Genomic DNA, 18272 nt, shown 5'->3' on the forward strand with positions numbered 1-18272 from the left:
CCCCCCGGAGAAGTGAGGCGACTTCACCATGGACGTCATCAAGGACATCCTCACCTTCCTGGCCGACAACGTGTTCGGACAGGTGCCCATCCTCATCGGGCTGATCACGCTCATCGGGCTGCTCCTGCAGCGCAAGCGGTTCGAGGACGTCTTCGCCGGCGCGCTGCGCGCCACCATCGGCGTGGTCATCCTGTTCATCGGCGTGGAGGTGTTCACCGGCGGGCTGACCAGCTTCCAGACGGTCCTCGCCAGCGCGATGGGGACGACGCCGCCGAAGGCCGACAACACCCTCGCCGACTTCCTCACCGACCAGGGCGGGACGATCGCGCTGGTCATCACGGTGGCGTTCCTCGTCCACGTGCTGGTCGTGCGGCTCTTCCCGGCGGCCCGGTACCTGTACCTGACCGGGCACCTCATGTTCTGGATCAGCACGGTGACCGTGGCGTCGCTGGTGACGATCGCGCCCGGCGCCGACCAGCTCACGCTGGTGCTGTGCGGGGCCGGGTTCGTCGCCGCGTACTGGACGCTCCAGCCGCTGTGGATGCGGCCGCTGATGCGCCGCGTCATGCCGGACGACAAGTTCGGGTTCGCGCACACCAGCTCGCTCGCCTGCCTGATCACCGGCTACGCCGCGCGCCCGCTGGGCAGCCGCGAGAAGCACGACACCGAGAAGCTGAAGCTGCCGCGCCAGCTGTCGTTCTTCAAGGACGTCAACGTCAGCACCGCGCTGATCATCTCGGTGATCATGCTGGTGGCGGTCGCGTTCGCCGACGGCGGCGTGGTGAACGGGGCCGCGGCCGAGATGGACGAGAAGCTGTCCCCGTGGGTGTGGGCGCTGCTGGTCGGCCTCCGGTTCGCCGGCGGCATCGCGATCCTGCTGTTCGGCGTGCGGATGTTCCTCGCCGAGATCGTCCCCGCGTTCAAGGGGTTCAGCGACAAGGTCATCCCCGGCACCCGCCCCGCGCTGGACGCGCCGACCGTCTTCCCCGTCGCGCCCACCGCCGTCATGGTCGGGTTCGTGGCCTCCACCGCGGTGTTCCTGGTCTGCCTCGGCGTGTTCGCCGGCGCGGGCTGGTTCACCCTGGCCCCGCCCATGATCATGCTGTTCTTCGTGGGCGGCGCGGCCGGGCTGTTCGGCAACGTGGTCTCCGGCTGGCGCGGCGCCGCCCTCGGCGGCGTGATCACCGGCCTGATCCTCGCGATCGGCCAGGCCCTCACCTGGGGCCTGTACGAGAAGACCGCGCCCGAGCTGGCGACCCTCGCCGACCCGGACTGGTACGCGATCGCCTGGCTGATGGAGGCGGTCGACCCCGTCATCGGCGACCGGTCGATCTGGCTGGTGCCCGCCGTCGCGCTCGCCGCCACGGTCGTGACCCTGCTGCTGCTCGGCCGCGCCGAGCGGCGCAGGGCGGTCGACGGCGGCGGGGACGCGGCGCCGGGGGACGGCGACACGGCCTCCGCGAAGGCCTGACCACGGTCACCCGCACGGGTGACCACGAGAGAGAAGGACCGAGATGGCACTGGACCGGCAACTGGAGATCCTCGCGGTCTGCGGCGTCGGCATGGGCACCAGCCTGATGCTGAAGATGACCGCCGAGGACGCGCTGCGCTCGCTCGGCGTGGAAGCCCGGGTGGAGAACACCGACCTGTCCACCGCGCGCGGGATGTCGCCCGACGTGGTGATCGGCCAGGGCATGCACACCAGCGAGGTCGCCGACCTCGCGCCCGTCGTGATCACCATCAGCGACTTCATGGACAAGGACGGCCTCGAAGCGCAGCTCAGGGAGCGGCTGACCGAGAAGGGCTGGCTTCCGTGAGTGTCGTGACCGCGACGGCCGGGGTCCGGGCGGGCGACTGGCGGGAGGCCGTCCGCAAGGCGGCCTCCGCGCTGGTCGACGCGGGCGCCGCCGGCGGCGGCTACCCGGACGCGTGTATCCGGGTCGTCGAGGAGAACGGCCCCTACATCGTGCTGACGAAGGGGCTTGCGCTGGTCCACGCCCGCCCGGAGGACGGCGGGCTCGCCGTCGGCGTCGGCGTGACCCGCCTGGCGGTCCCGGTCGAGTTCGGTCATCCCGACAACGACCCGGTGGACCTGCTGCTGGCGTTCTGCACTCCCGATCCGGACGCGCACGTCGGCACGCTGTCCGGCCTGGCGCGCGCGCTCTCCGGCGGCCTTGCCGACCGGCTCCGCGCGGCGTCCGGCGAAGACGACCTGGCACGAACCCTGAAGGAGGCCCTCCCTGATGCCTGACGCGGCATCCCCCCGGCGGCACGCCCCGGACCCCGGCGAACGGCCTCGGTTCCCTGAACGGGTGCGGAGCCTGCTGGACGACCTCGACACCGCCTCCGGCGAAGCGGTCGGCGGTACCGCCGCGCTGCTGCTGGAGTCGATCGAGGCGGACGGGATCGTGCACGTCGCCGGGGCGGGGCACTCCCTGGCGATGGTGTGCGAGACGTTCTACCGGGCCGGCGGCCTCGCGGCGGTCCGCCCGATCTGGGATCCCGGCGTGTTCCCCCTGGACGACGCCGTGCGCAGCACCCGTGTCGAGCGGCAGGACGGGGTGGGCCGCGCCGTGGCCGCCGGCGCCGCGCCCGCCCCGCCCGACGTGGCGGTGGTGTTCTCCACCAGCGGCCGCAACCCGTACCCGGTCGAGGTCGCCGAGGAGTGCGCGGCGCGCGGCGTCCCGGTCGTCGCGGTGACCTCGGCGCGGGCGTCGCGGCGCGCCCCGGCGCGGGCCGACACGACACTGGCCGACCACGCCGCGATCGTGCTGGACACCCGCGTCCCGCCCGGCGACGCGCTGCATCCCCCGGAGGCGCCGCGCACGGCGGCGGTCTCCACGATCCTCGCCGCGTACACGTGGGCGCGGGTACTGGCCGCCCTCGACGACCTCGCGTCGGAGCGCGGTGTGGAGCTCCCCCGCTGGACGAGCGCGAACGTCCCCGGCGGCGACGAGGTCAACGCCGCGCTCCTGGAGCGCTACCGGCACCGCGTGCCCGAACTCACGGGAGAGTAGGAACCGGGCCTCTTCCTGCGGCGTTTCTCATATGGGCCGACTCGTCCCCTATGAAATGATGCGGGCCCGAACGGAGCGGAGCGAGGAGCGAGATGACGACGAGACCGACCGAGGACGACCTTCGTGCCGTGTTCGAACGCGCGGACCTCGGCGGCGACGAGAGACTGGACCTGATGGAGTTCACGCTCGTCCTGGAGGAGCTCGGGCTCTCCTGGACGCGCTCGGAGACGCAGGACAGGTTCGAGAAGGCGGACGGCAACCTCGACGGGTTCATCTCCTACGGGGAGTTCCGCGCCATCCTGGAGTCCCAGGGCTGGGCCGAGGGCCCGCTGCCCGGCGCGCGAGCCTGACGGAGGCGCACATGGAACGGGCCCGCCGGCCGCGCCGGCGGGCCCGTTCCGTGTCCGGTGGCCGGGCTCAGACCTTGCGTCCGCGCAGCTCCCGGTACCTGCGGACGAGCGCCGCGGTGGACGCGTCGGGAGCCTCGCCCGAGGGCTCGGCGGAGGTGAGCGCGGGCACGAGGTCCATGGCCATGACCTTGCCGAGCTCGACGCCCCACTGGTCGAAGGAGTCGATGCCCCAGATCGTCCCCTCGACGAAGACGATGTGCTCGTAGAGCGCGACGAGGGCGCCGAGCGTCCTGGGCGTGAGCCTGGGCGCCAGGATCGTGCTGGTCGGCCGGTTGCCCGGCATGACCTTGTGCGGGACGATCTCCGCCGGCGTCCCCTCGGCGGCGATCTCCTCGGCGGTCTTGCCGAACGCGAGCGCCGAGGTCTGCGCGAGGAGGTTCGCGGTCAGCAGGTCGTGCATGCCCGGCTGCCCTTCCACCACGGGATCCTCGAACGGCTCGGCGAAGCCGATGAAGTCGGCCGGGACGAGCCGGGTGCCCTGGTGCAGGAGCTGGTAGAAGGCGTGCTGCCCGTTCGTGCCGGGCTCGCCCCAGAAGATCTCGCCGGTCTGGGCGACGACGGGCGCGCCGTCGGCCCGCACCGACTTGCCGTTGGACTCCATCGCGAGCTGCTGCAGGTAGGCCGGGAAGCGGGACAGGCGCTCGCTGTAGGGCAGGACGGCCCGGGTCTGGGCGCCGAAGAAGTCGGTGTACCAGACGCCGAGCAGCCCCATCACGACGGGCATGTTCGCCTCGAACGGCGCGGCGCGGAAGTGCTCGTCGATCTCGCGGAACCCGGCGAGCATCTCGCGGAACGCCTCGCCGCCGATCGCGACCATCAGCGACAGGCCGATGGCGCCGTCGAGGGAGTAGCGGCCGCCGACCCAGTCCCAGAACCCGAACATGTTGGCGGTGTCGATGCCGAACTCGGCGACGCGCTCGGCGTTCGTCGACACCGCGACGAAGTGGCGCGCGACGGCCGCGCCGTCGCCGAGCCGGTCCACGAGCCACTGCCGGGCGACCTTGGCGTTGGTGAGGGTCTCCAGCGTCCCGAACGTCTTGGAGCTGATGACGAACAGCGTCCGCTCCGGGTCGAGGCCGGCGAGCTTCCCGACGATGTCGGCCGGGTCGATGTTGGACACGAACCGGCAGGAGATCCCCGCGCCGATGCCGTCGGCCGGGGCCGGTCGGCCGGGGAGCGCCGCGTGGTCGCGGAGGGCCTCGTAGGCCATGGCGGGACCGAGGTCGGAGCCGCCGATGCCGATGTTGACGACGGTCGTGATGCGCTTGCCGGTGAACCCCGTCCACTCCCCCGAGCGGACGCGTCCGGCGAAGGCGGCCATCTTGTCCAGGACGGCGTGCACGTCGGCCGCGACGTCCTGCCCGTCCACGGTCAGCGGCTCGCCGGGCGGGAGCCGCAGCGCGGTGTGCAGGACGGCGCGGTCCTCGCTGACGTTGATGCGCTCCCCGGTGAACATCGCCTCGATGCGGTCGCGCAGGCCGGCCCGTTCGGCGAGCGCGGCCAGCAGCCGCATGGTCTCGTCGGTGACGCGGTGCTTGGAGTAGTCCAGGTGCAGATCCCCCGCCGTGACCGTCATGCGGCCGGCGCGCCCCGGATCCTCCGCGAAGAGCTCGCGCAGGTGCCGCCCGGCGATCTCCGCCTGATGCGCGGCCAGCGCGGACCACTCGGGCGACTCGGTGATATCAGCCATTGCCTCTCTCATCTCATTGCGGGGCGAGACGGGCGCCGATGTCCCCCGGGCGCCGCGCCGTCCCCCACCGGCGATCATAGGTCGGCCGCGCGTGACCGTATCAGTGCCGTCCCCGCCGGCGCGGCCGGACCGCGCCATCGGGGCGCGGGGGCCGCCCGCCGCCGGGGTTCCGGCCCGCCGGTAGGGTCGCGGCACGCCGCCACCCGCAGGAGGTTCCCCGATGAGCGAGGCCCCCATCGAGCTCACGCGGCTGTTCGACCTGACGCCGCTCGGCGAGGACTCCTTCGCCGCCGCCTCGCCCTCGTCGGGACGGCCGCGGCTGTTCGGCGGCCAGGTCGCGGGGCAGAGCCTGCGCGCCGCGTGCCTGACCTCCGGCGGGCGCCCGCCGCACTCCCTGCACGCCTACTTCATCCGCCCGGGGTCGCCGGACGAGCCGCTGACGTTCGAGGTGTCCCGCACCCGCGACGGCCGGTCGTTCTCCACCCGGCACGTCACGGCGAGCCAGGGCGGGAAGCCGATCCTGGAGCTGATCGCCTCGTTCCACGAACCGGAGGACGGGTTCGACTGGCAGCCCGCCCCTCCGTCCGGCACGCCGGGGCCGGACGGGCTGGAAAGGCTCGCGCTTCCGTCGTTCTTCCGCCACCCGGCCGGGTTCGACATCCGTGTGGTGAACCCGCCCGCCCGCGGCGAGTGGCCGCTGACCCATCCGTTCTGGATCCGGGCGGAGGGGCCGGTCGGCGACGACCCGGCGCTGCACGCGAGCCTGGTCGCCTACCTGTCGGACCTGGGGGTCGTCAGCAGCGCCCGCGCGCCCGGCTCACCGCGGAGGCTGGCCACGGCCGTCACGCTGGACCACGCGCTGTGGTTCCACCGGCGGCCGCGCGTCGACCAGTGGCTGCTCTTCTCCGTCGACCCGGTGGTCAACCACGGTTCCCGCGGCCTCGCGCGCGGAACGCTCCACACGGCCGACGGGACGCTGCTGGCCTCGATCGCCCAGGAGGCGCTGCTGCGTCCCGCGTCCTGACCGGCCGGGCGCGGCGGGCTCACGCCTCGGCGGCGGCCAGCGCGGGGACGGGCGCCCCGGCCGCCGCCGGCGCCGGTTCCGCCGCGGCGGCGCGCGCCCTGCGGACCCGGTCCAGCCCGTAGGCCGCGGAGGCGGTGGCGGTGAGGCAGAGGGCCCCGGCGAGCATCAGGGCCGTGCGGGCGCCCAGCGTGTCGCACAGCGCGCCCAGCGCGGGCCCGCCGACGGCACCGGACGCGGCGCCGACGATCCCCTGCGCGGAGATGACGCGGCCGCGCAGGTGGCCGGGGCTGTCGAGCTGCGTCCGGGTGCTGACGGTGGTGTCCAGGACGACCGCGGCCGCGCCGATCGGCAGGATCGCGGCGGCGAACAGCACCAGGGTCGGGGCGGCGCCGCTGAGCGTCTGCACGACCGCGCAGACCGCCGCGGCGGCCAGCAGGAGGCGCATCGGAAGGCGGCCGCGGGACGCCGCGAAGACGCCGCCGAGCACGGTGCCGACGGCGAGCACGACCGACAGCACGCCGTAGCCGGAGGCGCCGGCGCCCAGCGGGCCGTCGCTCATCGCGGCCATGGTGACCTGGTAGTTGCGGCCGAGGCTGCCGAGGACGAACGCGAGCCCGAACATGATCAGCAGGCGGGGGTCGCGCAGCACGTACCGGAGGCCGGCGACGACGCCCCGCTCCCCGGGCGCGGACGGGGGCAGCGGGAAGAACTCCCGCTTGCGCATGAACGCCAGCGCGGCCAGCACGGCGAGGAAGCTGGCGCCGTCGGCGAAGAAGACCGCGGGCACCCCGAGGAGCGGGATCGCCGCACCCGCGAGGCCCATCCCGAGGATGCGGGCCGCGGAGCTGAGCACGGAACCGAGCGCGAGGCCGTTGGACAGGTCGTCGGGGGCGACGACCTCGCCGCCGAACCGGCCGAGGGCAGGTGCGTTGAGCGCGGTCGTCACCCCGGTGGCCAGGGAGATCGCGTACAGCGCGCCGACTCCGGACGGTTCGCTCAGCGCCAGGAACGCCAGCAGCACCGACAGCGCCGCCTTGACGACCTGTCCCGCCGCCACCACCGCGCGGGTGGGCAGCCGGTCGGCGAGCACGCCTCCCCACGGGCCGAGCAGCACGGTCGGCAGGGTCTGTATGACCAGCCCGAGGCCCATGCTGGTGGCCGAGCCGGTGATGGACAGGATGAGCCAGTTCAGCGCGAGGACCTGCATCCACGTCCCGGTGATCGAGACGAAGTCCGCGACGGCCCACAGCCGGTAGTTGCGATGGCGCAGCGATCGCAGCATCACAGGAAGCGCCAACGTCTTCCTCCCCAAAGTTCGCGTCAAACCGCATTAAACGCAGCACCCGTTTGGCACGTTCCAAACCAGAGAGGCATATGAGACATATCACGTTTGACCTGGGCAAACGCGTGTGGCCTGCAAGGCGGCCGATCACCCCGTGCCACCGGGGCCGGGCTCTTCCTCGGCCGCCCTGCCGGCCGCGCACCCCGGCACGGACCGGCGCGCGTTTTCCACGGGGCCTCACGGGCACCCATCCCGGCATGACGACGATCGCCACGACCAATCCCACGACGGGAGAGGTCGAGAAGACCTTCGACGCGCTGACCGACGAGGAGGTCGACCGGCGCGTCGCCCGCGCGGCGGAGACGTTCGCCTCCTACCGCGACACGAGCCTCGCGCAGCGCGCGGAGTGGATGCGCGCGGCGGCGGACATCCTCGACCGGGAGGACCGCGGCATCGCCGCGATGCTCACGACGGAGATGGGCAAGACGCTGAAGGCCGCCGTGGCGGAGGTGCGGAAATGCGCGAAGGCGTGCCGGTTCTACGCCGGCCACGCGGAGGAGTTCCTCGCCGACCGCCGCCCGGCCGACGCGGAGGACGTGGGCGCGCGGGACGCCTACGTGCGGTACCTCCCGCTCGGGCCGGTGCTGGCGGTCATGCCGTGGAACTTCCCGCTCTGGCAGGTGATCAGGTTCGCGGCGCCCGGCCTGATGGCGGGCAACGTGGGGCTGCTGAAGCACTCCTCCAACGTCCCGCAGACCGCGCTGTTCCTGGAGGACCTGTTCCGCCGCGCGGGGTTCCCCGGCGGCGCGTTCCAGACGCTGCTCATGGGCTCGTCCAAGGTGGAGCGGGTGCTGCGCGACCCGCGGGTGAAGGCCGCGACGCTCACCGGCAGCGAGCCGGCGGGGCGGTCGGTCGCCTCGATCGCCGGCGACGAGGTGAAGCCGACCGTCCTGGAGCTCGGCGGCAGCGACCCGTTCGTCGTGATGCCGTCCGCCGACATCGGGGCGGCCGCGCGGACGGCCGCCGAGTCGCGGTGCCTCAACAACGGGCAGAGCTGCATCTCGGCCAAGCGCTTCATCGTCCACGACGACTGCGCCGAGGAGTTCGAGCGGCTGTTCGTCGCGAGCATGCGCGCGCAGAAGGTCGGCGACCCGATGCAGGACTCCACCGACGTCGGGCCCCTCGTCAGCGAGGAGGGGCGCGCCGAGGTCGAGGAGCTGGTCGCCGACGCGGTCGGCAAGGGCGCGGCGGTGCTGTGCGGCGGCGAGCGGCCGCCGGGCCCCGGCTGGTTCTACCCGCCGACGGTGGTCTCCGGTGTGACGCCCGGGATGCGCATGTACCACGAGGAGGTCTTCGGGCCGGTCGCCTCGCTGTTCCGCGCCGGCGGGATGGACGAGGCGATCGAGGTCGCCAACGCGACGGGCTTCGGGCTCGGCTCCAACGCCTGGACGCGCGACGACGGCGAGCGGGAGCGGTTCGTCCGCGAGCTGGACGCCGGGCAGGTCTTCGTCAACGGCAAGACGACGTCCTACCCCGAGCTGCCCTTCGGCGGCACGAAGCGCTCCGGCTACGGCCGCGAGCTGTCGGCGGAGGGCATGCACGCCTTCTGCAACGCCAAGACGGTGTGGGTCGGCTGACCCGCGCCCCGGCCGGCCCGGCCGGGGCGCCGCCCGGTCAGTCCTGCTTGGGCCGCTTGGCCACCAGCGTCAGCACGTCGTACTTGGCGACCGACGCGCCTTCCTGGTTCGTGACGTCGGTGTCCCAGCGGACCTCGCCGTACCCGGCGCCCTCGCGCGGCGAGATCTGCTTCGCGGTGAGCGTGACCGTCAGCTCGTCGCCGGGCTTGACCGGAGTGAGGAACCGCAGGTTCTCCAGTCCGTAGTTCGCCAGGACGGGCCCGGGGGCGGGTTCCACGAACAGGCCCGCGGCGAACGACACGACGAGGTAGCCGTGCGCGACCCGGCCGCCGAAGAACGGGTTGGCCTTGGCGGCCTCCTCGTCCATGTGGGCGTAGAAGACGTCGCCGGTGAACTCGGCGAAGTGCTCCACGTCGGCGAGCGTGACCAGGCGGGGGCCGCCGACCGCGGTGTCGCCGACGCGCAGGTCCTCCAGGTGCTTGCGGAACGGGTGCTCGCCGGTGACCGTCCGGTCGGTGCCGGGGACCCAGCGCCCGGTGATCGAGGTGAGCATCGCGGGCCCGGCCTGGACGGCGGTGCGCCGCATGTGGTGCACGACCCCGCGGATCCCGCCCATCTCCTCGCCGCCGCCGGCGCGTCCGGGGCCGCCGTGGACGAGCGCGGGCAGCGGCGAGCCGTGCCCCGTCGACTCCCCGGCGTCCTCGGAGTTCAGCACGAGCAGCCGCCCGTGCCACGGCGCGGCGCCGAGGACCACGTGCCGGGCGAACCCAGCGTCGCCGGTCACGACCGACCCGGCGAGGCTGCCGCGGCCGCGCACCGCGAGCTCGACGGCGTGGTCGGCGCCGTCGTAGGGGAGCAGGGTGCTGACCGGCCCGAACGCCTCGACCTCGTGCGGTTCGGCGCGGGCGGTGTCGTCCGCGCGCAGCAGGATGGGCGACATGAACGCGCCGCGCTCGGCGTCCGCGCCGCGGACGTCCACGCGTGCGGGGTCGCCGAAGACGAGGCTCCCCGCGTCCAGGAGCGCCTTCAGCGAGCGCCGCACCTCCTCCCGCTGGCCGAGCCCCGCGAGGGCGCCCATCCGCACGTCCGGGTCGGCCGGGTTCCCGACCGTGACCTCCGACAGCCGGTCGCGGACCGCCTCGGCGACGTCGTCGATGAGCGCGGCGGGGACCAGCGCGCGGCGGATCGCGGTGCACTTCTGTCCCGCCTTGACGGTCATCTCCGTGACGAGCTGCGTGACGTACAGGTCGAACTCCGGCGTGCCGGGCACGGCGTCCGGGCCGAGGATCGAGCAGTTCAGCGAGTCGGCCTCGGCGTTGAACCGGACCGCGTTCCCCACGATCCCGGGGTGGGTGCGCAGCAGCCGGGCGGTGGACGCCGACCCGGTGAACCCGACGACGTCCTGCTCGGTGAGGTGGTCGAGCAGGTCACCGGGATCCCCGCAGACCATCTGGACGGTGCCCTCCGGCAGGACGCCGGACTCGACGATCAGCTCGACGAGCCGTGCCGTCAGGTAGGCGGTCTGGCTCGCGGGCTTGATCAGACTGGGCACGCCGGCGAGGAACGCAGGCGCGAGCTTCTCCAGCGGCCCCCACACGGGGAAGTTGAAGGCGTTGATCTGCACCGCGACACCGTGCGAAGGGGTGCACAGGTGCTGCCCGACGAACGTCCCGCCCCTGCCGAGCGGCTCGACGTCCCCTTCGATCAGCACCGTGTCGTTCGGCAGTTCGCGCTTGCCCTTGCTCGCGTACCCGAACAGGACCCCGATGCCGCCGTCGACGTCGAACTTCGCGTCGCCCAGGGTCGCGCCCGTCCGCGCCGACAGGGCGTACAGCTCCTCGCGATGCTCCCGCAGGTGCGAGGCGAGCGCCTTCAGCAGCGCGGCGCGCTGGTGGAACGTCAGCTCCCTGAGCACCGGGCCGCCGGCCGCCCGCCCGTACCGCAGGGCGGCGCCCATGTCGATGCCCGCCGAGGAGATCCGGGCGACCTCCTCCCCCGTGACGGCGTCGCGCAGCGGCGCCCCCTCGTCCTCCGGAGCACGCCAAGAACCCGACACATAACTGCGCAGCACCACTGGGACCTCCTTGTCCGTTTTCTCTGAGTCTTCCTGCCACCCGCGAGCGTGGTTCACGCCTCGCAGACATGACAGCCGGGATGCGGTCCGTTTGTGTACTCGTATCCGGAATAAGGCATTCTGCTGCGATCGGAAGCAGAGAGACAGATCTTGTGGATCTGTCTCTCCGATGCCTACGCTGCCGGTCATGGTCACGCGCACCCGGATCTCCGCCGAACTGAACGGGCTGCGGGCCGCCGTCCGCGCCGGGATGGTCGGCCCGATGCCGCCCAGGGCCCTCGCCGCGACGGCGCGGGCGCTGCGGGGGTACGGGCCGCTCGGCGCCGCGACCGCGCTGCCCGCGCACCGCTTCCCCGGCCGCACCGGCCTGGTCGACGAGCGCGGGAGCCTCACGTTCGGCGAGCTGGACCGGCGCTGCAACGCGCTCGCCAACGCCCTGCTGTCCCGCGGCATCGGCGTCGGCGACACCGTGGGGATCCTGTGCCGCAACCACCGCGGCCTCCTTGAGGCGATGTCGGGGGCGGCGAAGACGGGCGCGTCCGTCCTGTTCCTCAACACCGACTTCGCGGCGCCCCAGCTCCGCGACGCCGTGGAACGCGAAGGCGTCACCGCGGTGATACACGACGAGGAGTTCGGCGCCGTCGCGCACGGCCTCGAACAGCCGTGCTTCACCGACTCCGACCTGGACGTCCTCATCGGCGCGGCGGACGGCGCGCCGCCGCCCGCGCCGTCCCGCCCCGGCTCGATGGTGATCCTCACCAGCGGCACGTCCGGGCGGCCGAAGGGGGCGCCGCGGTCGCAGTCCCGGTCGATGGCGCTTCCCGGCGGCATCCTGTCGAAGGTGCCGCTGCGGGGCGGGGAGGCCATGTTCGTCGGCCCGCCGCTGTTCCACGGCCTCGGGCTGACCTCCGCCGTCCTCGCCCTGGGGCTCGGGTCGACGCTCGTCCTGCGCCGCCGCTTCGACGCCGCGAAGGTCCTGGACGACCTGGAGGCGCACGGCTGCACGTCGCTCATCGCCGTCCCGGTGATGCTCAGCCGCCTTCTGGCCGTCCCCGGCCTGGAGACGCGCGACCTGTCCCGGCTCGACGTGGTCATGACGGGCGGCGCGCGGCTGGACGCCGGCCTGGGCGGCCGCGCGCTGGCGGCGTTCGGGCCGTCCCTCTACAACTTCTACGGCTCCACCGAGGCGTCCTGCATCACGATCGCCACCCCGGAGGACCTGGCCGCCGCGCCCGGCTGCGTCGGCCGCCCGCCCACCGGGACCACCGTCGCGATCCTCGGCGGCGACGACCGGCCCGTGCCGCCGGGCACGACCGGGCGGATCTTCGTCGACACCCCCGCCCGGTTCGGCGGTTACACAGGCGGGGGCGGCAAGGAGGAGGTCGGCGGGCTGATGGCGGTCGGCGACCTCGGCCACCTGGACGCCGGCGGCCGGCTGCACGTCGACGGCCGCGCCGACGACATGATCGTGTCCGGCGGCGAGAACGTCCATCCGGGCGAGGTCGAGGACCTCCTCGCCGCCCATCCCGGCATCGAGGAGGCCGCCGTCACCGGCGTCCCCGACGAGGAGTTCGGGCAGCGGCTGCGCGCCCACGTGGTGGCCCGCGGCCTCACCGAGGACGACGTCAAGGGCCACGTCGCCGCGAACCTCGCCCGGCACAAGGTGCCCCGGGACGTGGTCTTCCTGGAGGCGCTCCCCCGCAACCCGGCCGGCAAGGTCGTCAAGCACGCCCTCCCGGACGCCGCGGAGCCGCCTCCGGGGCGACGTCCCGATCAGGAATAGGGCCTGACGTCCCACGCGTTCTGGCGGACCTCCAGATGATCGGACCGGCGCAGTTCGTCCAGGAGGCCCCGCCAGTCGTCCGGCCACCCCGCGACCGGGCCCATCTGCCGCACCAGGGCGGCGGCCAGGAGGTGCGACGCCATGTCGCCCCGGCCGGCGAGCAGCCGCACGGCGGGCACCAGCCGCGCGGCCCCGCCCTCCCTGCGGACACCGTACCCGCCGACCGCGTGGAACAGCCGTCTCTCGGAGAGGGTCACGGTCAGGGCCGGGCGGTCGCGGAGCAGGTCCGCCAGCGCGGCCAGCTCGTCCGCCACCCGCTCGGCCGTGGCACCGTCATCGGTCAGGTGGGCCGAACCGAGTGCGACGTCCGCCGCCTGGGCCACATAGAGCGGATGACCTGCGAGAATCCGGATCGCACGGCGAGCCAGCGGCGCGTTGGGGTGCCCGGCGGGCAGGTTGCCGATCGTCTGCGCGATGGCCGTGGCCCGTACCCGTGCCCGGTCGCCGAGGTCCGCGTTCACCAGGGCGGAGAGCACGTCGAGCGCCTCCTCACCCGCCGAACCCGCCCGCACGAGGGCGTGCAGGACCGGAAGCTCGTCGTCCCCGGCCGGGTCGCCCGGATCCGCGACAGCGGCGAAGACCTCCGCGAACCCTTCCTCGTACCAGGACACCCATGCGCCGAACGCCTTGGACGTCCGGAACCGCACGCCCGGGCCGTCCGCGGCCGAGACCAGCCGCCGGACGAGCGCGGCGTAGGCGGGGCGGTGCGCGGGCGCGTACTCCGAGGGCTTCGCCTGGCAGAGCGTGCGCAGCATCAGCTCCGAGGCGTAGGGGCCCGCGGCGTCGCCGAGGGCGGCGACCGCGCGGGGGTCCTCGGGCATACGGCGCAGTGCCGCCGCGACCGCGACCCGGACGTCCCGGTGCAGGCCGGGGTCGTTCCAGGCGCGCAGCAGGACGTCCGCCGCGCCCGGGACGCGCAGCCGTTCGAGGAGCCGCGCGGACTCCTTGCGGGCGGTCACCTTCCCGGCCGGGCCGGTCAGCGCCTCCGCCAGGACGGGCCCGAGCCTGGACGGCGGCACGAGCGCGCCGCACGGCCCCAGGGCCGCGACCGCGACGGCCGATCGCGGGCCCCGCGCGTGGACGAGGAGCACCGCGAGGGCTTCGGCCGGACGGTCGGTGAACGCCATCGCGTCCAGCGCCGCCTCGGCCAGGACGGGCTCGTCCTCCCGCTCGGCCCACGGCACGAGGTCCCCGAGACCGCCGGGGAGCAGGCCGAGCCCGTACAGGGCGCCGATCCTGGCGTCGGCGGGCCTGCGCTCGTCCCGGGCGGCGGAGGCCAGCTCCGCCCTCACGCGGTCGGCCTGGGGCGGTGTCCAGCGGCCCGGGTCCTCCGGCCGGACCTCCGGGACCCATTCCGCGGTCTCGAACCGGCCCGCCCCGCCGCCGTCCAGGGCGGGCGCGAGAAGGTCGGTGCGGCGGCCTGCCACGACGCGCCAGACCACGGGCAGGACGATCGCGGAGGGGTCGGCTTCCAGCAGCTCCGCGGCGCGCTCCTCGCGCCGTGCCGGATCCGCCAGCCACAGCGCCGCCGCCTCGCGGGCGGCCGGCTCCGGCGCGCCGCCGATCGCCGCGCGCAGGCCGTCCTGCAGCTCCGCGAGCGCGAACGCCCGCCGCCCGAGCGAGCGGGCCAGGGCGATGACGTTCGCGTGGTCCCGCAGGTGCGGTCGCAGGACGTCCACGAGGCCGCGCTCCCCGCCGCGCGGCAGCACCAGGTCGAGCCGGTGGCCGTCGAACGCCTCCGGCCCGTGCCGCGCCGCCAGCCCGGCGTAGACGTCGAGGGCCCAGCGGGTGAGCGCGGGCGGTCCCGCGTGGCGGAGCATCCGGTCCGCCAGGTCGCGCAGCGCCCGCCGGGTGGCCGGGGACGAGTCGCGCGCCGCCACCGCCGGGCCGGCGATCGCGGCGAGGGGCGCGGCGAACGCGCCGTCCAGCAGCCGGAGCGGAACGGACGCCAGCGCTTCGATGAGCGCCTTCCTCATCGGGTCCCGCTCGTTCCGCGCCCGGCCGGCGAGTTCGGTGACCACGCTCAGCAGGAGCGCGGGGTCACCGGTCCGGGCGGTGAGCCCGATGAGCAGCGTGCGGGCGAGGCCGCGCCGGCGCGGGTCGCCGCCGAACGCCGCGTCCCGGACGGGCCCGGCCGCCTCCTCGTAGGGAAGGTGGGCGGTGAGTTTCAGCGGGATCTCCGGATCGTCCAGCCGGGACCGCGCGGAATGCCACACCGAGCCGTGCCACTCCAGCATCCGCCGGGCCTCGGCCGCCGCCAGGCCCGGCGGCAGGAGGCCGAGCAGCGGGAGGTTGCGCACCCCCGCGACAGGCCCGCCGTAGCGCTCCTGGGCGAGGCCGAACACCTCCGCGCGCCGGCCCGGCGGAACGTGGGCGAGCACCTCCTTGAGCCAGTACGGGTCGTCCGGGAGGAACTCGCGGAGCCGCGGCGCGGGGAGGCGGCTCAGGTGGGCGAAGTCCCCCCAGGCGGGGCGGCCCCTCCGGCGTCTCATCCGCCTCGTCACCCGCGCGGCGCGGACCGGGTCCACCCTGTACAGGGCCGGGCCGAGCGTGCGCGGGAGGTACGTGGCGTACCTGGGGGCGCCGTCGCGTTCCAGCAGCTCCAGCAGTCCTGCGGGGTCCCGCCGCGCCAGGACCAGGAGACCGGGCCGGCACCGCTGCCACCAGGACCAGACCCGCGCGTGCTCGTGGGCGTGGGCGAGGAACGCGCCGGGGTGCCGCTCGGCGAGGGCGCGCCAGGCGGTGACGGCATGGGCCAGGCCGGGCAGCAGCCGCGCGACGGTCTCGCCCGTGCAAGCGGGCAGCAGCGCGGCGGCCTCCCGGTCGCCCCGGCGGGCCCGCACGTCCGGGAGGAGCCGGTCGGCGAGGCCGGAGCGGCGGGCGTGGCGGAGCGTCCGGTAGAACGCGCGGCGCAGGTCCGCGGGGGCGTCGTCCAGGACCGCCGCCGCGGCGTGGTCGGAGACGGGCAGGGTCCGGACGGCCCGGAGCGCCGCGCGCCGCAGCACCATGTCGGGCCCGGCGAGCACCCCCTCGATGTACGGGAGGTCGCGCGCCGCCATGGCCATGTGCAGGGCGATGCGGCGCTCGTACCGCCCGCGAGCGGACAGTCCGGCGAGAAGGTCGCGGAGCTCGGCGGTCCCGGCGAGGTCCCGGGCGCGCAGGGCCAGTTCCCGCATGCGCCGCGGGGAGGGCAGGGTTTCGAGGGCCGGTTCCCGGACCGGCTCGGCGGGGCTCAACGGCCCGGGCGGAGACCGCCCTTCCTGGAGATCATGGACCCGATGATGACGGACCGCCTGCGCGCTCCGCAAGGCCGCGGCGCTGGAATACTCGTGGCCATGACCTATGTGGCGGACAGTGACCGGTACGAGCGGATCCCCTATCGGCGGTGCGGGCGCAGCGGGCTGCTGCTCCCGGCGATCTCGCTCGGCCTCTGGCACAACTTCGGCGACGACCGTCCCCTGGACGTGCAGCGGGCCATCCTGCGGCGCGCGTTCGACCTCGGCGTCACGCACTTCGATCTGGCGAACAACTACGGGCCGCCGTACGGCTCCGCGGAGACCAACTTCGGCCGGATCATGCGGGAGGACCTCGCGCCGTACCGGGATGAAATGATCATCTCGACGAAGGCCGGCTACGACATGTGGCCGGGCCCGTACGGCGACCGGGGGTCGCGCAAGTACCTGCTGGCCAGCCTCGACCAGTCGCTGAGCCGAATGGGCCTGGACTACGTCGACATCTTCTACAGCCACCGCTTCGACCCCGAGACGCCGCTGGAGGAGACGATGGGGGCGCTGGACCGCGCCGTCCGGTCCGGGAAGGCCCTGTACGCGGGGATCTCCTCCTACTCCCCCGAGCGCACCGCGGAGGCCGCGGCGATCCTGCGGGAGATGGGGACGCCGCTGCTGATCCACCAGCCGTCCTACTCGATGCTCAACCGGTGGATCGAGGGCGGCCTCCTCGACACGCTCGGGCGGGAGGGCGCCGGCTGCATCGCGTTCTCGCCGCTGGCGCAGGGCATGCTGACCGACAAGTACCTCGGCGGCGTCCCGGAGGGCTCCCGGGCCGGCAAGGGCACCTCCTTCTCGGCGAGCCTGCTCACCGAGGAGAACGTCCGGCACGTCCGGGCGCTGAACGAGATCGCCAAGGGGCGCGGGCAGTCGCTGGCCCAGCTCGCTCTGGCGTGGTCGCTGCGGGACGACCGGGTCACCTCCGCGCTGATCGGCGCGAGCAGCGTCGCGCAGCTGGAGGAGAACCTCGCCGCCCTGGACCGGCTGGACTTCACTGCGGACGAGCTCGCCGCGATCGACCGGGACGCCGTCGAGGCGGGGATCAACATCTGGGCGGCCTCCAGCGCGGGCTGACCGCGGGCGTGTGCATCGACCGGACGGGACGGGGCACGGGCAGCGCATGGAAGAGATGATGCTGCGCAGCGTCGCGTTCGACGATCACACGCTCATGCCGTCGGAGTACTCGCACGACAGCGGGGACCTCTCGCCGCCGCTGGAGTGGTCGCAGGCCCCCGAAGAGGTGGTGGAGCTCGCGCTGGCCTGCGAGGACCCGGACGCTCCGGCGGGCACCTTCACGCACTGGCTGCTCGCCGGCATCGACCCCGCCGAGACGGGGATGGAGACCGGCGAGCAGCCGACCGGCGCGGTGGCCGGGCGCAACGACTTCGGCACCGAGGGGTACGGCGGCCCGAAGCCCCCGGCGGGCGACGACCCGCACCGGTACTTCTTCCGGCTCTACGGACTGTCGGAGCCGTCCGGGCTGGGTCCCGGCTTCACGGCCGAGGACCTGCGGGACGCGCTCACGGACAAGATCGTGGCGTCCGGGACGCTCGTCGGGACGTTCGCGAGGTGACCCCATGACCTCATCCGACCGGGACGGGCGCGACCGGGACGGGCGCGACCAGGACGGGCCGGGCGGGACCGCGCCCGAGTGGAGCGATCCCGAGTGGCGCGGCCCCGGCTCGCGCGGCCGCTACCGGGACCGGCAGCCGAGCGGGCGCGAGCCGCTGACCGCACGCAGCCCGCTTCGGCTGCGGGCGGTCCTGTCGGCGACCGCCCTGATCGGGACGGCGGCGGCCGCGGTGCTGTTCGCCCTGACCGCGCAGCGCGAGGGCGACGGCGCCCTGTGGGGGGTCGCGGCGGTGTGCGCGGCCGTCGCCGTCATCGCCGCGATCGACCTGGTCGTCATCGCCCGGCGCCGCACCCGGGGGTAGTCGCGGACCCCTCAGTAGCGGGTCAGCCGTGCGCGGGCCGCCTCCACGGCGGGCGGGACGGGTCGGCGTGCGCG

General features: G+C 74.3%; 15 protein-coding genes. 11 read left to right on the forward strand and 4 right to left on the reverse strand.

The window, feature by feature from the left end; translation table 11 throughout:
• The first annotated feature begins 28 nt into the window (after positions 1-28).
• From E1281_RS11225 to E1281_RS11245, 5 genes are all read left to right on the forward strand, one after another.
• Positions 29-1471: a PTS ascorbate transporter subunit IIC gene (locus E1281_RS11225; RefSeq protein ID WP_131877230.1), complete on the forward strand. Its 1443-nt coding sequence runs from the start codon at positions 29-31 to the stop codon at positions 1469-1471.
• A gap of 43 nt (positions 1472-1514) precedes the next feature.
• Complete coding sequence (locus E1281_RS11230; protein WP_165958863.1) at positions 1515-1817, forward strand: PTS sugar transporter subunit IIB; 303 nt, start codon at positions 1515-1517, stop codon at positions 1815-1817.
• Complete coding sequence (locus tag E1281_RS11235; protein ID WP_165958864.1) at positions 1814-2251, forward strand: PTS sugar transporter subunit IIA; 438 nt, start codon at positions 1814-1816, stop codon at positions 2249-2251. The genes E1281_RS11230 and E1281_RS11235 overlap by 4 nt, the downstream gene beginning before the upstream one ends.
• Positions 2244-3017: a sugar isomerase domain-containing protein gene (locus E1281_RS11240; protein ID WP_131877231.1), complete on the forward strand. Its 774-nt coding sequence runs from the start codon at positions 2244-2246 to the stop codon at positions 3015-3017. Before E1281_RS11235 ends, E1281_RS11240 begins: the two co-directional genes overlap by 8 nt.
• Before the next feature lie 92 nt (positions 3018-3109).
• The gene (locus E1281_RS11245; RefSeq protein WP_131877232.1) at positions 3110-3367 is read left to right on the forward strand and encodes an EF-hand domain-containing protein; all 258 of its coding nucleotides are present in this window, start codon (positions 3110-3112) and stop codon (positions 3365-3367) included.
• A gap of 67 nt (positions 3368-3434) precedes the next feature.
• Here E1281_RS11245 and pgi read toward each other — a convergent pair whose 3' ends face one another.
• The gene (gene pgi / locus E1281_RS11250) at positions 3435-5117 is read right to left on the reverse strand and encodes a glucose-6-phosphate isomerase (RefSeq protein ID WP_131877233.1); all 1683 of its coding nucleotides are present in this window, start codon (positions 5115-5117) and stop codon (positions 3435-3437) included.
• 220 nt (positions 5118-5337) lie between these two features.
• On the opposite strand from pgi, the gene E1281_RS11255 reads away from it, so the two are divergent.
• Positions 5338-6141: an acyl-CoA thioesterase domain-containing protein gene (locus tag E1281_RS11255; RefSeq protein ID WP_131877234.1), complete on the forward strand. Its 804-nt coding sequence runs from the start codon at positions 5338-5340 to the stop codon at positions 6139-6141.
• 19 nt (positions 6142-6160) lie between these two features.
• Here E1281_RS11255 and E1281_RS11260 read toward each other — a convergent pair whose 3' ends face one another.
• Positions 6161-7438, reverse strand: coding sequence for an MFS transporter (locus E1281_RS11260; protein WP_207943223.1), 1278 nt, complete (start codon positions 7436-7438; stop codon positions 6161-6163).
• Between the two features lie 242 nt (positions 7439-7680).
• On the opposite strand from E1281_RS11260, the gene E1281_RS11265 reads away from it, so the two are divergent.
• A complete protein-coding gene (locus E1281_RS11265) occupies positions 7681-9060 on the forward strand; it encodes an NADP-dependent succinic semialdehyde dehydrogenase (protein WP_131877235.1) in 1380 nt (459 codons plus the stop codon).
• 37 nt (positions 9061-9097) lie between these two features.
• Here the strand turns inward: E1281_RS11265 and paaZ are convergent, their stop codons facing one another.
• Positions 9098-11134 carry a phenylacetic acid degradation bifunctional protein PaaZ gene (gene paaZ, locus E1281_RS11270; protein WP_243716841.1) on the reverse strand — a complete coding sequence of 679 codons (2037 nt, stop codon included), beginning with the start codon at positions 11132-11134 and terminating at the stop codon, positions 9098-9100.
• A 187-nt stretch (positions 11135-11321) separates the two neighbouring features.
• Here paaZ and E1281_RS11275 point away from each other — a divergent pair, with 187 nt between their 5' ends.
• Positions 11322-12917: an AMP-binding protein gene (locus E1281_RS11275; RefSeq protein WP_131877237.1), complete on the forward strand. Its 1596-nt coding sequence runs from the start codon at positions 11322-11324 to the stop codon at positions 12915-12917.
• Here E1281_RS11275 and E1281_RS11280 read toward each other — a convergent pair.
• Complete coding sequence (locus E1281_RS11280) at positions 12908-16213, reverse strand: hypothetical protein (protein WP_131877238.1); 3306 nt, start codon at positions 16211-16213, stop codon at positions 12908-12910. The genes E1281_RS11275 and E1281_RS11280 overlap by 10 nt on opposite strands.
• A 99-nt stretch (positions 16214-16312) precedes the next feature.
• Between E1281_RS11280 and mgrA the strand changes: the two genes are divergently transcribed.
• Genes mgrA through E1281_RS41180 form a run of 3 tightly spaced genes read left to right on the forward strand, consistent with a single transcriptional unit; the run spans position 16313 to position 18198 of the window.
• Positions 16313-17338 (forward strand): L-glyceraldehyde 3-phosphate reductase, encoded by a 1026-nt coding sequence (gene mgrA / locus E1281_RS11285; protein WP_131877239.1) that lies wholly within the window; start codon positions 16313-16315, stop codon positions 17336-17338.
• 10 nt (positions 17339-17348) lie between these two features.
• Complete coding sequence (locus tag E1281_RS11290) at positions 17349-17837, forward strand: YbhB/YbcL family Raf kinase inhibitor-like protein (protein WP_243716843.1); 489 nt, start codon at positions 17349-17351, stop codon at positions 17835-17837.
• A gap of 4 nt (positions 17838-17841) precedes the next feature.
• Positions 17842-18198, forward strand: coding sequence for a DUF6343 family protein (locus E1281_RS41180; RefSeq protein ID WP_207943224.1), 357 nt, complete (start codon positions 17842-17844; stop codon positions 18196-18198).
• The last annotated feature ends 74 nt before the right edge of the window (positions 18199-18272 follow it).

The organism is Actinomadura sp. KC345, from assembly GCF_004348515.1.
Lineage (GTDB): Bacteria > Actinomycetota > Actinomycetes > Streptosporangiales > Streptosporangiaceae > Spirillospora.

Excerpts from the sequence above, each read along its gene's own strand:
- E1281_RS11225 (WP_131877230.1), top strand. The coding sequence starts at position 29 with ATGGACGTCATCAAGGACATCCTCACCTTCCTGGCCGACAACGTGTTC.
- E1281_RS41180 (WP_207943224.1), top strand. The coding sequence starts at position 17,842 with ATGACCTCATCCGACCGGGACGGGCGCGACCGGGACGGGCGCGACCAG.
- pgi (WP_131877233.1), bottom strand. The coding sequence starts at position 5,117 with ATGGCTGATATCACCGAGTCGCCCGAGTGGTCCGCGCTGGCCGCGCAT.
- E1281_RS11230 (WP_165958863.1), top strand. The coding sequence starts at position 1,515 with ATGGCACTGGACCGGCAACTGGAGATCCTCGCGGTCTGCGGCGTCGGC.
- E1281_RS11245 (WP_131877232.1), top strand. The coding sequence starts at position 3,110 with ATGACGACGAGACCGACCGAGGACGACCTTCGTGCCGTGTTCGAACGC.
- E1281_RS11240 (WP_131877231.1), top strand. The coding sequence starts at position 2,244 with ATGCCTGACGCGGCATCCCCCCGGCGGCACGCCCCGGACCCCGGCGAA.
- mgrA (WP_131877239.1), top strand. The coding sequence starts at position 16,313 with ATGACCTATGTGGCGGACAGTGACCGGTACGAGCGGATCCCCTATCGG.
- E1281_RS11255 (WP_131877234.1), top strand. The coding sequence starts at position 5,338 with ATGAGCGAGGCCCCCATCGAGCTCACGCGGCTGTTCGACCTGACGCCG.
- E1281_RS11275 (WP_131877237.1), top strand. The coding sequence starts at position 11,322 with ATGGTCACGCGCACCCGGATCTCCGCCGAACTGAACGGGCTGCGGGCC.
- E1281_RS11265 (WP_131877235.1), top strand. The coding sequence starts at position 7,681 with ATGACGACGATCGCCACGACCAATCCCACGACGGGAGAGGTCGAGAAG.